The 12,927-nt window shown below is 43.1% G+C and carries 14 protein-coding genes; all 14 read right to left on the minus strand.

Annotated features, from left to right (window positions below):
- Positions 1 to 8: 8 nt before the first annotated feature.
- On the minus strand, positions 9 to 794 hold the full coding sequence (locus tag ABT997_RS06385; RefSeq protein WP_126404963.1) for a LicD family protein: 786 nt from the start codon (positions 792 to 794) through the stop codon (positions 9 to 11).
- 3 nt (positions 795 to 797) lie between these two features.
- On the minus strand, positions 798 to 2,171 hold the full coding sequence (locus ABT997_RS06390; protein WP_129269792.1) for a sugar transferase: 1,374 nt from the start codon (positions 2,169 to 2,171) through the stop codon (positions 798 to 800).
- Between the two features lie 19 nt (positions 2,172 to 2,190).
- The gene (locus tag ABT997_RS06395; protein ID WP_048715614.1) at positions 2,191 to 2,886 is read right to left on the minus strand and encodes a tyrosine-protein kinase; all 696 of its coding nucleotides are present in this window, start codon (positions 2,884 to 2,886) and stop codon (positions 2,191 to 2,193) included.
- A gap of 12 nt (positions 2,887 to 2,898) precedes the next feature.
- Positions 2,899 to 3,594: a Wzz/FepE/Etk N-terminal domain-containing protein gene (locus tag ABT997_RS06400; protein ID WP_314369293.1), complete on the minus strand. Its 696-nt coding sequence runs from the start codon at positions 3,592 to 3,594 to the stop codon at positions 2,899 to 2,901.
- 42 nt (positions 3,595 to 3,636) lie between these two features.
- Complete coding sequence (cps4B, locus tag ABT997_RS06405) at positions 3,637 to 4,368, minus strand: capsular polysaccharide biosynthesis protein Cps4B (RefSeq protein ID WP_129269788.1); 732 nt, start codon at positions 4,366 to 4,368, stop codon at positions 3,637 to 3,639.
- Complete coding sequence (cpsA, locus tag ABT997_RS06410) at positions 4,361 to 5,839, minus strand: LCP family glycopolymer transferase CpsA (protein ID WP_350018989.1); 1,479 nt, start codon at positions 5,837 to 5,839, stop codon at positions 4,361 to 4,363. The genes cps4B and cpsA overlap by 8 nt, the downstream gene beginning before the upstream one ends.
- A 438-nt stretch (positions 5,840 to 6,277) precedes the next feature.
- Positions 6,278 to 7,141 carry a hypothetical protein gene (locus ABT997_RS06415; RefSeq protein ID WP_195324243.1) on the minus strand — a complete coding sequence of 288 codons (864 nt, stop codon included), beginning with the start codon at positions 7,139 to 7,141 and terminating at the stop codon, positions 6,278 to 6,280.
- 150 nt (positions 7,142 to 7,291) lie between these two features.
- Positions 7,292 to 8,827, minus strand: coding sequence for a cardiolipin synthase (cls, locus tag ABT997_RS06420; RefSeq protein WP_350018990.1), 1,536 nt, complete (start codon positions 8,825 to 8,827; stop codon positions 7,292 to 7,294).
- A 265-nt stretch (positions 8,828 to 9,092) separates the two neighbouring features.
- On the minus strand, positions 9,093 to 9,515 hold the full coding sequence (locus ABT997_RS06425) for an SP_0198 family lipoprotein (RefSeq protein WP_129822575.1): 423 nt from the start codon (positions 9,513 to 9,515) through the stop codon (positions 9,093 to 9,095).
- A 121-nt stretch (positions 9,516 to 9,636) separates the two neighbouring features.
- Complete coding sequence (locus ABT997_RS06430; RefSeq protein ID WP_350018991.1) at positions 9,637 to 10,884, minus strand: bifunctional folylpolyglutamate synthase/dihydrofolate synthase; 1,248 nt, start codon at positions 10,882 to 10,884, stop codon at positions 9,637 to 9,639.
- A 326-nt stretch (positions 10,885 to 11,210) separates the two neighbouring features.
- Positions 11,211 to 11,522, minus strand: coding sequence for a DUF1292 domain-containing protein (locus ABT997_RS06435; RefSeq protein WP_006595405.1), 312 nt, complete (start codon positions 11,520 to 11,522; stop codon positions 11,211 to 11,213).
- A gap of 17 nt (positions 11,523 to 11,539) precedes the next feature.
- On the minus strand, positions 11,540 to 11,959 hold the full coding sequence (gene ruvX, locus ABT997_RS06440; RefSeq protein ID WP_350018992.1) for a Holliday junction resolvase RuvX: 420 nt from the start codon (positions 11,957 to 11,959) through the stop codon (positions 11,540 to 11,542).
- Positions 11,959 to 12,225 carry an IreB family regulatory phosphoprotein gene (locus ABT997_RS06445; RefSeq protein WP_006597020.1) on the minus strand — a complete coding sequence of 89 codons (267 nt, stop codon included), beginning with the start codon at positions 12,223 to 12,225 and terminating at the stop codon, positions 11,959 to 11,961. The genes ruvX and ABT997_RS06445 overlap by 1 nt, the downstream gene beginning before the upstream one ends.
- Before the next feature lie 141 nt (positions 12,226 to 12,366).
- The gene (locus tag ABT997_RS06450) at positions 12,367 to 12,918 is read right to left on the minus strand and encodes an SP0191 family lipoprotein (RefSeq protein WP_125335099.1); all 552 of its coding nucleotides are present in this window, start codon (positions 12,916 to 12,918) and stop codon (positions 12,367 to 12,369) included.
- Positions 12,919 to 12,927: the final 9 nt, after the last annotated feature.

Below are 12,927 nucleotides of genomic sequence, written 5' to 3' on the forward strand. Positions count from 1 at the left end.
TTTCAAGCTTATTCTCCCCAAGTGGATTCAAAGTGACCTTTTTGCTCTGATTCTTCTGGCAACTTCATATAATCGCCATAAATCTTTGTCAGATAAGCATCCGGATCAGCATGTCCGCTGATTTTAATGGTTTCAAAATCAAGGAGTTGTGGCTCCCCAAACACCTCTTTATAGGCCAACTCTCTCTCACGATATGAGCCTAAGACGTTTCCGACAAGAGCACTTGTCTCAAAGTCGTATTGTTTAATCGTATTCTGTAATTTCCGATTAATTTTTTCTGTATTTAATAATTTGTCCAAGTGAAGGATCTTAGAAACCTTCACAATTGAATTTTCAAAGAATCCTCGGTCCCGATTGTGCAATCGATTGATGACAGATATTTTTGAAAGGGCACGGTAATACTTGATTTTATTAGTATGCAAGAAATAGTGGAAACCATCTGACGGATAACCATCTAAAGGAAACACATCAATAAACGGACTACACACAACCCCACCAAATTCAATTTGAAGGGAAGTATCCATGATAGAGGTGTTACCTAAATTATCGTCATGGATTCTTAGGATAACATGATCTGGTAATTCCTTTTCGCAAATTTCCAGGAATTTTTCATAATCTTTTCTAGGCATCCCCAAATCCATATCATCATCCCAAGGAATGAATCCTTTGTGACGAATGGCTCCTAATAGAGTCCCACCTAAAGCATAATAGCGAAGATTGTACTTAGAACAAATCTCAATATACTTTTCTAATAAGGACAACTCTCCTAATTGAATCTGTCTTACTTTACTCATTTTCTACTTCGCTCCATCTCGTTTAAATACAACTTTGATCGTTTTCAGCAAGATTTTTATATCTGACCAAATGGTCCAATCATCAATATAGGACACATCTAAGCGAACCACTTCATCAAAGTCTGTAATTTCGCTACGACCACTCACCTGCCAAAGCCCTGTAATTCCAGGCTTGAAGCTCAAGCGGCGTTTTTGTTCTGGAGTGTACTTCTCATACTCATCCACTGTTGGCGGACGGGTTCCAACCAGACTCATATCTCCTTTTAGGACATTAAAGAATTGTGGCAGCTCATCCAGACTGGTCTTGCGGATAAAGCGGCCAATCGGTGTAATCCGAGGGTCATTGTCCATTTTGAACATGCCACCGGTCATGGTGTTTTGATCCATCAATTCTTTTTTCCGTTCTTCTGCATCGACATACATAGAACGGAACTTATAAAACTTGAAATAGCGGCCATTTTTCCCGACCCGCTTCTGAGCGAAAATAGCTGGACCTCCATCCTTGCGAATCAAGGGCACCAACACGATACCCACCAAGCCACAGATAACCAGGCCCACCAAAGAACCACAGATATCAATCACACGTTTTGCCGTCACGTGGCTAGGTTTGTAGAAGTTGGTCGAGAAGGTGACGACATTGAGCCCAGCCACTTCGCGAATCCGTTTGTTGCCGGCGAAGTTCAAATCAAAAGCATTTAGGTTGACGGTAACGTCGATCCCCATGGTCTCAAATTGTGAGACATACTCCCCAATATCATACTCTTCACTTGGAAGATTGAGAAAGACTTCGTCTACCACTTCATAGGTCGCAAAATTCAACAGGTCTTCCTTTGGAACAACCCGAACAGAGGGGTGTTGAAAGTCTGGCCGGTCTAATACTGTCACCGCAACCACTTCCCCACCGCTATCATTGGACGAAAGGAGTCGATCCAGGACTTTATCCATACGAGAATGAGCCGTAATCAAGAGAATCTTGTGACTTCCTTTGAGACTATAATAGAAGCGTCTCCAGTAGCGTTTGATGAGGTAGTTCATCAAATAAAGGACAAGTGTTAGCAGGAACAGAAAATAAATCATTCCGCGACGGGAGAGGGAGAACTTCTCCTCCAAAAAGAAGCTCGAAAAACTGATGGCAAGCGCGAAGCACAAGCTGTATTTCAAGGTTTGTAAGAAATCGACTAGATGCCCCCGCTTGAAGTAATCTTGGTTGTAATCGCTGACGTAAAAGGCTACGTAATGCAACAAATACAGATAGAAAATTGTATTAGAGTGGATTTCTGTCTCTGTCACAAAACTAAACAAATAAGCCACAACTAAGACTGGTAAGCTTTGAACAAAGGCCAAAGCAAATTTGTGAAATCCCCTTCCTTCTGTCATAATATCCCTATCCTATTCCTTATCTCTTTTTCCCATAATTGCCATAGTTCCCGTAATTACCATAGGAACCATATTTTTCTAATTGAATATCAAATTTATTGAGGACCACTCCTAGGAATGGTGTCCCTGTCTGCTCCAGTTGCTCTTTGGCCTTTTGAACAGCCTTGCGACTAACAGCTCCTGCTGCTGTCACAATCAAGCTACCATCACAGCGTTGAGCAATAATCGCCGCATCAATCACCATCCCAATTGGTGGGGTGTCGACAATGATATAGTCATAGTGATTGCGAAGTGCCTCAATGATGACCTCGAAGTTTTTGCTTTGCAAGAGACCCGTTGGATTTGGAGAAACCTGCCCTGCCAGGAGCACATCCAGTTTTGGATAATCTGTCGTCGCAATCGCTTGAGAGATCTCACTCTTCCCAGAAAGTACTTCTGTCAATCCTGCGACACGACCTTGGCTCTTGAAGACACCTGTCATGACCGAGTTACGGATATCCGCATCGATCAACAAGGTACGATAGCCCGCACGCGCAAAGGCGGTCGCCAAATTCGTAGAAATGGTTGATTTTCCTTCGTTTGGTTGCACAGATGAGATGGCAACGACCTTAATATTGGTCCCACTCAACTGAATATTGGTACTCAAGGCATTGAAATACTCTTCAGCCTGAGTCATCGCTGCTAATTTGCTTTTTACAATTTCTAAGGTTGCCATGAATTCTCCCTCTTACAGTTTCTTCACACTAGGGATCACACCTAATAGTGTGATGCCCATCACTTCTTCGATATCTTCTGGTTTCTTCACACGGTCATCCAATACCTCTGACAAGATCACCAGAATGGAAATCAAGACACCACCAAGGACAAAGCCAATGACAACATTTCGTTTGATATTTGGTGAAGAAGGATTTTGCGGTACGACAGCCTCATCCAAAGTCGTCACGTCAGACACCTTGGTTACAGCAATAATTTTTTCTGCCGCTACATCTTTCAAACCATTCGCGATCCGAGCTGCTTCTTTGGGATCTGGATCTGATGCTGTGATAGACAAAATCCGAGTATCTGTCGGAACTGCTACTGAGACTTTCTTAGCAAGCTCTGCTGGCGTCATTTCCAACTTCAACTCTTCAATAGCCTGGTTCAAGACGTTTTGAGAAAGGATAATCTCGCGATAGTCTTTAACCAAGTAGGATCCCGCTTGAAGATCTTGGTTGGTCAAGGCATTGTTTTCTTGATTCTGACGGCTGACCACGTAGATACGACTGGTACTTTGGTAGATTTTCTTCGCCACAAATGCGCTGTAGCCTAGGGCTCCGATCGCAAATAGCAAGGCCGTAATGATAATTGAGAATTTACGACGCCATAAGGTTTTAAAGAGGGAGACCACATCCAATTCGATCTCTTTGCTCTCTTGGTTTTTCATATTCACTTTCTCCTTTTCAATCTCCGTGATGGAACTTGATGATTAAAACAATTCGTCATCCAATAATGTTTGCTGATTTTCAACAAAAAGGGCACGCGCCCGGTCACTACCGTAGCGTTTTTCAATCAACTGATAAGCCTGGTCCATGTATGGAGGGCGCTGATCAACATTGTGCATATCGCTGGCAACAAAATGGACCAAGTCCTTATCCAAGAAATATTGGGCACGATGTTTCATGAACTTATAGCGATCACCAAACAACTTCGGCTTGAGGACACTCGAACTATTGATCTGGGTATAGCATCCCATTCGGATTAATTCTCGCACCCGTTTTTCATTTTTTTCCAAACAGTGGTAGCGTTCAATGTGGGCAACCACCGGAGTCACTCCTAAGCGCAAAACTGCACTTAAGGCCTGGTGAATCTCCTTGTAGGGGGTCGCCATACTAAACTCGATCAAGGCAAAACTGGTCTCAGCAAGCGTTGGAATAGTCCCGGCTTCTAGCTTTTCTAGGATATCTCGCGTATAGTAGATTTCTGCTCCGAAATGCAGTTTCATTTCAGGCAGATAGGTCTCTACCATCTCTTTTACTGCCAAGTAGTTTTGATAGATCTTTTCTTCTGGGGTTTCAAACATCCCTTTTCGACGATGGGACGTCGAAACGATGGTACGAACCCCTTGACGGTAGCTTTCCTCGATGAGGAGCTTGCTATCCTCAATCGTCTTTGGTCCATCATCCACATCAAAGACAATGTGTGAATGAATATCAATCATTGTTTTTTCCTTCCATGGTTTGGTTTATTTTTTCTTTGGCTTGTGCCACGCTATCAGCATTCAGCTCCATCATGTAAAGAGCAGATCCTGGCATCGCATATGAAGGCAAGTCATTTCGTCCTTGTCCAATGACAGCTTGTGAAGTCACCTTGTAGCTTCCACCAGTCTCCAACTGTGTATTGACCAAATTCATAATGGTTGGCAAGGGCATATTGGTTTGCAAGGAATCTTGTAAACCAGAAACGATTTCGTTGTAATTGCTCAATGCTTTGGTCGATGTTAATTTATGGATAATGGCTGCGATGACTTTTTCTTGGTTCTTCCCACGATCGTTGTCTCCACCTTCGAGAGAGTAGCGTTCACGGACAAAGCCAAGGGCCTGTTCCGAATTCAAGTGGACTTTCCCTACAGGGAAGTGGTAGTTCCCGTGTAGACTTGTAAACTCTTGATCATTTTCTACATCAATCCCTCCGACGAGGTCGACAAGCTTCAAGAAGGATGTGAAGTTCAAGCGGACATAGTAGTCAATCTTGATGTCGTACAGATTTTCTAAGGTATGAATAGACGCATCTACTCCGTAAATCCCAGCGTGGGTCAACTTATCCCCTTGGTTGTTCCCGCCATCAGCAATTGGAACATAGGCGTCACGCGGAGTCGTGGTCAGCAAGACTTGCTTGGTCTTTCGATTGACCGTCATGATAATATTGACATCAGACCGAGAAACCGAAGTGACTGGACCGTAAGTGTCAATCCCGCTGACATAGATGTTAAAGGTATCCGCATTGGCATCTGCCTTTGCCTTGGTTTCCACTTGGCGACGGATCTTGTAAGAGTAGATTTTCTTTATTTTTTTTGCGTAGTCAGCATCCACACTTGCTACAGTATCTTCAAAGGTACTATTCAGGACGATGGCTTTCGTCTTGTCTTCTTGTAGGGCCTGGTAGGCTGCCGCATAAGATTCCACATCTTCGATGGTCAAGTCATGCTGGCGCGTTTTCTTCACTTCCTCTACTAGGGCCATCAGATCATCTGCATTATTATTCCCCGTAGGCGCTGCTACACTGCTGATTTCTTTGATATCTTGGATTGGGCTATCATCTTTGACATAGACAGCCATTTCAAATTCCGTATAATTGGCATTTCTGTTCACATTTCCAGCGACATCGACCAATTGCTGGGTAACATAGGTCCCCACAGAGGTTCCTAGCAACCCTAAAACCAATAAAAATAGCGTCGTCTTTTTAGCCTTGCCTGCAAGGATCAAACCCAAGGTTAAAAAAAGTCCGCCAACTAGCAAGGTCGTCACAAGGATATTCAAATAACGGAAGGCTAGGATATTGTAGCTAAAGACATTATAAATAAAGAGCCCAGCCACAAGTAGCGTTAAGACCCAGAGACCGCTATTGACAATCCGTAGCTGATCCCAACTGCTAGTTCTAGTTGAGCGTTTGTTTTTTCTGCTTTGATTCATTTTATCCCCCATACTATTTTCTTAAATATTATAACATAAAATCATCCTAAAAATCGGAATCTAGGCCCAATTCTCCACTATTAATTTTATACTATTCTGAGCTCTCTGTACAGCAATATGGGACAAAGAAATGAGTAAATAAAAAGGTGAGGAAACTCACCTTTTTGAATGTAGATAAACTATTATTTTACATAAAACAGCTAGTTACTCTTCAAAAATGATTTATTTTGCCATTTAAGAAGATTAAAAACTTTCCGCTGTGAGAAAAGTGCCTGAAACACAATAATTTCAGGCACTCGGGAGTTTTGAGACCCTAGGCTCAAAACTAAGTCATGGAACTTCTTCGAAGTTCGCTGACGTCCGCACTCACCTAAGGAAAGTTTTTCGGAAGACTTTATCTTCAATCTGAAGGTGAGGAAACTCACCTTTTTTATGGATTTATACTTTATCTTTTGAGGTTGAACTTGTATCTGAATCCTTGCTAGTTGAGTCACTCTGTGAGGAATTGCTTCCTTTACGAGTTTCAGCTCCATCAGCAGAATATTCGTTTACAAAGATTTCCTTACGCAATTCAAGGAAGCTTTCATCGCTAAGGATGTAACGTCCTTCTTTGGTTTTAGTCAATTCCAAAGTGTACTCGCGTGGTTCGATGTAACCAAAGTCTTCATTCAAACGATCAAAGGCATAGTAGAACAAGAAGTTGTTCAATAGAGACAAGCGTTTTTCTAGATCTGGATCTGTGTTGTCTTCTAATTTTTTAACATCTTCAATTCCGTTTTCAAACAGACTAGATTTTGCACGGTTGATCAAGTTAGCCAAGTCACGTGTTGCAATCGCACGAGATTTGAAGGTAACTGTCGCAGTATCTCCTTCGTCTTCAACCTTAGTGATTTCATAGTCATCACCAATCGTTGCTAACACTTTGAAACGAGCTTGGTCAAACAATTCCAAGATTTTTTCTGGAGTGAATGTTTCAGTTGTCAGTTCAAGCGTGAAGTCTTCTGCAGGTAGATATTTTGATGCATTTTCATCAACAAATTTTTCTGTAATTTGTTTTTTCCACTTATCAACGGATGTTCCCATCAAAGTTGTGAAACCAGAAGAATGGTCCGTGAAGATGGCACGAAGAATGATATCTCCATCTTTCTCAATTTGTTTTTTTGTTTTTTCTTCTTTTGATTCGCTAGATTGTTCTACCTTGTCCTCTTTGGCTGGTTTTTTCTCAGTAGCTGGTTTTGACGAACAAGCTGCCAACAACAACAAGCAGGCTGGTAAGACACCATATTTTACGAGCTTTTTCATAAGTTCTCCTTATTTTTTATAGATTATGTTCATTATACCAAAAATAGCCCCCTTGAACATTCTTAGACAAGCCTATGTAAGGAAATTGTAATATTTTGTCTCTCCTTCGTAATAAAAAAGACCCCTTCTATTATGGAGGGGTCTAAGCACCTATAGCATGGGCGCAAATAACTGCATAATTTCTTTGATCAAATGCTGGTACCAGGTGATCCGGAAAGTGTCCAACTGGATCTGCTGAGATACGAAGAATATCTCTTCAAAATCCGCTCGGATCTTGGTCAATTCTGGGCTTCGATACATCCAGACAGCATTCTCATAGTGATGAACTAGGCTCCGATAGTCAAAGTTAATGGTCCCGACTACTGCGACTTCATCGTCGGCCAATACTTGCTTGCTATGGATAAAGCCTGGGGTGTATTCATAGATTTTCACCCCTGCTTCCATCAGGTCTGGATAAGCCCCTCGTGTAACGATTTGGATCAATTTTTTATCCGGAATGAAAGGGGTCACGATGCGTACATCGACACCACGGAGAGCCGCATTTCGAATATCTTCCGTCAAATCATAATCAATGATTAAATAAGGGGTCGTAATGTAGACATAGTCTGTTGCCTGATTGATGATATTCTGATACACAGACTTACCAACCTGGGACTTGTAGATGGGTTTCGGTCCACTCCCAAAGGGGATATAGAAGCCTTCTCCATCTACCGCTTGGTTTTCCATATGGTATTTATCGAAATCTTCAATCTCTCCCTGGTTGATGTACCAGTTCATGAGAAAGAGTCGCGTCAAGGCCTTGACGGCTCGGCCGTCCAAGCGCACTGCACTATCCTTCCAATGATCGAAGCGTTCTCTCTGGTTGATATACTCATCCGCTAGGTTAACGCCACCTGTATAGCCAATCTGGCCATCAATGACCAAGATCTTGCGGTGGTCTCGATTGTTATAAGCCGCCGTCAATCGTGGCACCACCTTGTTAAACTTATGGGCATCAATGCCTAATTTGCGCAAGCGTCTGGTGTAGTTTCCCTTCAGGGTCGCCATACAGCCAATATCATCGTAGAGCAGCTTCACTTCGACCCCTTCTTTGACTTTCTCAAGTAGGATCTCTAGGATGCTGTTCCACATGAAACCTTCCTCGATGATATAGAATTCAAGAAAGATAAATTTCTTGGCTGAGCGCAAATCCTCTAATAGTTGTGGGAGCATCTGGTCCCCTAGTGGGAAAAAGGTCGAAGCCGTCCCGTTGTAGAGGTCTGCGTTGTGGTCCATGGACAGAATAGACTTGACCATCCCATAGACGCTCTTACTCTCTTCTTTCAATTGCAGGCGAAGCTCACGGCTGTTGTCCTCACGGAAATTCATGGACTCCATATTTTCCAACTGGACCATTTCTTTTTTGGACAGGCGCCGCTCCCCAAACATGAGGTAAAGAAGGGAACCAAAGACAGGGATGACGGCAATCAGGAGCCAAGTCACCTTGCTCTCTGGAGGCATATTTCGGTTGACGATCGCCAAAATGGTCGAGATATACAAGAGAACCATGATGGTGACAGACATCCAATTTGGGAACCATTCATTTAGCCAAAAGAAGGCCGCAAAGGACAGCCAGAGTTCAAACCCCATAAAGAGGATACTGAACCCATATTTGGACATTAACAATCGAATCTTTCGAAAACTCACCCTCATTCTCCTTCTTTTATAATCCCTACTAGTATACCAGTTCTAAGAAGGGAGCGCAAACCCGATAAAATGAAAAAAGAGAGTGGGACAGAAATCGGTAATTCGTTAGAATTCGATTTCGTCGTCCCACCTCCGCACAGTTGAGTAGGGCTGTAAAAGCTGATAAAATCAGCGTAGTAGAGCCCACTCAACCACTGCGTCTTGCTCGACAATCCAAAGACAATTGAGAGGCTAGGATTTCTGTCCCACTCTCATTTCTGCTAGTTTATTTCTTGGTCAGAACAATCGTATCCTGATCACCCAAGTCTTGATCCGCTTCTTTCAGGGTCAATTGTTTCCCCTCCAGTTGATAGCGGTAGCCATCATCTCCGATAAAGAGGATCTGGTTGGCAGCATCTAGCTTGACCTGTTTCAGCTCTTGCTCTCCATCTGCCTCTACAGCCGTCCAAGTCCCTGAATCACCAGCGATGACGAGCGTCACTTGATCGCTTTCATCCATTCCCATATAGGTTCCGTTCAGACCTGCTTGGTTAACCTGCGGACTAGTCGTTGTCTGTTGAGAAGAAGTTGCCGTTGTGGTCGTCGCACTTGATGACGTGTTCGTTTGCGATGGTGTTTGCTGGTTCGAACACGCTCCAAGTAGGAGGACTGTAGCTGTTACTAATAAAGCAGTTACTTTCTTTGCCATGGATGGTCTCCTTTCGCGCCAACTTTTCAACGGACTTCCCCGTTCATTTGTGGCTCACCTTTAGTATACGTTAGAGCCTGTTTTTGGTCAATCTTTATGACTGGCCGATGAGAGTTGCTACCTATAAAGGATTCTTTCCCTGCTCTAATAGATATGCGCGAACTTCGGAAATAAAGTAGAGAGAGCCAGTGACAAAGAGCACCTCTTGACCATCTTGTCGGCTATAAAAATCTTGCAAATAATCTCTGAAATCCGCCACATAAGGATAGCCTAAGCCATCCGCCTCTTGGACCACTTCCCCATAAGCAAAGGTCGTCACCGTCAAGTCCGCCTCCGGCAAATCGCTTGCAAAGATCTCCAACATTCCCTGGTAATCCTTGCGTTTTAAAGCACCAAAGAGGATCTTCACGCGCTTATCTGAAAAAGTGCGGGCATATTCGACCAAGCGGTGGATGGCATGGGGGTTATGAGCGCCATCTAGATAGATGCCTTGGCTAAAGTTTTCCAGACGACCCGGCCAGCTAGTCGCTTGCAAAGCCTCCCGAACACCGTTTTCATCGACCGCCAGACCTCTCTGCTCCATGAAGAGGAGAAAGGCTTCGAGAGCCACCGCAGCATTCTCTTCCTGATAAGCTCCATTGAGCCCAATTTTTAGTGAGTCAAACCGATGCTGCGCATCTTGAAAGACGCCCTTCACCAGTTGGAAATCTTCTCCATAGCGAGCTAGCGGACAGCCTATTGCTTGGGCCTTTTCTATGCAGACTTTCTCAGCCTCTTTAGCCAGTGGACCGATAACAGCCGGCTTCCCGGCTTTAAAGATCCCAGCTTTTTGCCTAGCAATGGCCTCTAGGCTTCCTCCCAAGGTCTCCTGGTGATCCAGCCCTACTGAGGTGATCACTGCTACCTCTCCTGTGATGACGTTGGTCGTATCAAGGAGCCCTCCGATCCCAACCTCTATCAAGGCCAGGTCTACTTTTTGTTCATGGAAATACAAAAAGGCCAAGAGGGTGATAATCTCAAAGTAAGACAGTTGGTCGTGGGTCTCGAGAAGCTGTGACTCCATCGCTTGGATGCTCTGACCCAAGCGAATCAGGTCCTGATCCGAAATCGGTTGCCCATTGATACAAATCCGATCATGCATACTAACGATATGCGGAGAAGTAAAGGTACCTACTTTCAGACCATGTTGTTGGAATAGTTGGCGCATAAACGCAATGGTTGATCCCTTCCCGTTGGTCCCCGTCACATGGATCATCGGAACAGCTTCATGAGGGTCCCCTAAGAGCTTTACAGCCTGTTGCATCCGCCCTAAACCTGAACGAAAATTGAGTCCAATTCGATTATTCATCCATTCTTCAATTTGATTCATTTCTTTCTCCTAAAAGAAAAGAGCGATCAAGCCTTGTTGCTGGCTCACGCTCTGCTATTTCTTTGGTTTCTTATTTCACTTCCAATATTTTTAGAAGTTGGGTTAAAAACATCCACTGGACTTACCAACTCTTTCCAATCTCTTGGAGTTGGGGTGATACAGTCTCCCAGACTTACTTGCGGTTTTCATTTTCAGCGCAAGGCTAAAAACGTCCCCCGGACTTCCTGCTTTTTCTTGTTTCTTGAAGCAGGGCTAAAAACATCCACTGGACTTACCAACTCTTTCCAATCTCTTGGAGTTAGGGTGATACAGTCTCCCAGACTGTATCACTCCTCCATAAAGCTGTTGAAGACTTCTTCAATCATGTTCCATTCATCATCTGAATCTTCTGGGATTGGTTGAAGGTCGCCTTCTGTTCCGTCTTCGTTTTCAGTAAATGAGTAAGCTTGGATTTCTACTTCACCGTTTTCATCTTCTTCTGCATTTGCAGGAATCAAAAGAACATAGTTTTTACCAAATTCTTCTTTTCCATCAATGGTCAAAAGGATTTCAAACAAGGTTTCGTTTCCTTGCTCATCTACCAATGTAATCAATTCGCGTTCGTCATGGTTGTGGTCATGATCATGATTGTGTGCCATCTTATTTCCTCTTTTTTCTAAAATTTTCGATCTAAATAATTTTGCAAAATCAACTGGGCAGCCAATTTATCAATTACTTTTTTTCGCTTATTTCGGCTGATATCTGCTTGTTCAATCAGCATTCGCTCTACGGCAACGGTCGTCAAACGCTCGTCCTGATACTCAACCGGCAAGTTGAATAACTCTTCAAGGCGCTTCCCATAAGCTTGACTCGCTTCCACTCGAGGACCGCTTGTGTTGTTCATGTTTTTCGGCAAACCAACGACAAAACGATCAACCCGGTATTCCTTCACCATTTCAGAGAGACGGTCAAAACCAAACTCTCCTTTCTCCTCATCAATCTGAATAATCTCCAGACCTTGAGCAGTAAAACCTAATGGATCACTGATGGCTACTCCGACAGTCTTCGAGCCAACGTCTAGTCCCATAATTCTCATTAGAGATCGATCCCTTGCCCTTTCAAGTAGTAACGAACCAATTCTTCAACAATTTCATCTCGTTCGTACTTACGAATTTGGTTGCGAGCGTTGTTATAACGAGGTACATAAGCAGGATCACCACTGAGTACATAACCAACGATTTGATTGATTGGATTGTAGCCCTTCTCATCCAAAGATAAGTAGACATCCTTTAATGTATCACTAATTTCTTTACGGTTTGAATCGTCAAGATTAAAACGTACTGTTTCGTCTGTAAATCCCACAATACCACCCTCTTTCTTTATATTCATACTATTATATCATAATTGCCATACTTTCTCAAACGAAAATTACTGATTTCATGGGCTTTCTTGGACTTTTCATCACTTGTTTCCGAAAGCAATCTTCTACAGTTTTCAATGACTTTATTTTACTTCTTTAAAACCATTTTTTTCCATGTTTTTGATGAAGAGCGTTGGAGAATAGGTCTTGATCATTTTGCAAATTTCTCCCAAGTCTTCGCTGTTTTTAATGTCATCGAAGTCTACTTTATCAGGGTCAATCTCAATCTCAGAGACCATTGCTTCACCTGTCCAATCTGATGTCACGGTGATTCCATCGTAGTCTCTCAATTCATCAATGCCACCTTCACCTTCGTAACCTTCGATCAAGGCTTGCTTGGCACCTTCTTTATCATCCTCAGCATCGATTAACTTCTTGATTTCAGCTTTGAATTCATCCGATACATGAGTCGCTAGTTTGATGGAAACTTTTTTGTATTTCTTTCCTTGGTAGGATACGGTCACTGTGATTTCCTGTTTACCTACCACGTCAACCTCATCAACATCTCTGTCAATCTTAAAGGTCCGAGTGATGACGCTATCTTTCGATAGGGAGTTGCCCCCTTTTGATTGAGAATTCCCACAACCTACCAAGACAAGCAATCCAGCAACGACCAGTAATAGAAATTTTTTCATGTTTTCTCC

It is taken from the genome of Streptococcus australis (genome assembly GCF_040226615.1).
Classification (GTDB): domain Bacteria; phylum Bacillota; class Bacilli; order Lactobacillales; family Streptococcaceae; genus Streptococcus; species Streptococcus australis_E.

Excerpts from the sequence above, each read along its gene's own strand:
- ABT997_RS06385 (WP_126404963.1), bottom strand. The coding sequence starts at position 794 with ATGAGTAAAGTAAGACAGATTCAATTAGGAGAGTTGTCCTTATTAGAA.
- ABT997_RS06390 (WP_129269792.1), bottom strand. The coding sequence starts at position 2,171 with ATGACAGAAGGAAGGGGATTTCACAAATTTGCTTTGGCCTTTGTTCAA.
- ABT997_RS06395 (WP_048715614.1), bottom strand. The coding sequence starts at position 2,886 with ATGGCAACCTTAGAAATTGTAAAAAGCAAATTAGCAGCGATGACTCAG.
- ABT997_RS06400 (WP_314369293.1), bottom strand. The coding sequence starts at position 3,594 with ATGAAAAACCAAGAGAGCAAAGAGATCGAATTGGATGTGGTCTCCCTC.
- cps4B (WP_129269788.1), bottom strand. The coding sequence starts at position 4,368 with ATGATTGATATTCATTCACACATTGTCTTTGATGTGGATGATGGACCA.
- cpsA (WP_350018989.1), bottom strand. The coding sequence starts at position 5,839 with ATGAATCAAAGCAGAAAAAACAAACGCTCAACTAGAACTAGCAGTTGG.
- ABT997_RS06415 (WP_195324243.1), bottom strand. The coding sequence starts at position 7,141 with ATGAAAAAGCTCGTAAAATATGGTGTCTTACCAGCCTGCTTGTTGTTG.
- ABT997_RS06425 (WP_129822575.1), bottom strand. The coding sequence starts at position 9,515 with ATGGCAAAGAAAGTAACTGCTTTATTAGTAACAGCTACAGTCCTCCTA.
- ABT997_RS06430 (WP_350018991.1), bottom strand. The coding sequence starts at position 10,884 with ATGAATCAAATTGAAGAATGGATGAATAATCGAATTGGACTCAATTTT.
- ABT997_RS06435 (WP_006595405.1), bottom strand. The coding sequence starts at position 11,522 with ATGGCACACAATCATGATCATGACCACAACCATGACGAACGCGAATTG.
- ruvX (WP_350018992.1), bottom strand. The coding sequence starts at position 11,959 with ATGAGAATTATGGGACTAGACGTTGGCTCGAAGACTGTCGGAGTAGCC.
- ABT997_RS06450 (WP_125335099.1), bottom strand. The coding sequence starts at position 12,918 with ATGAAAAAATTTCTATTACTGGTCGTTGCTGGATTGCTTGTCTTGGTA.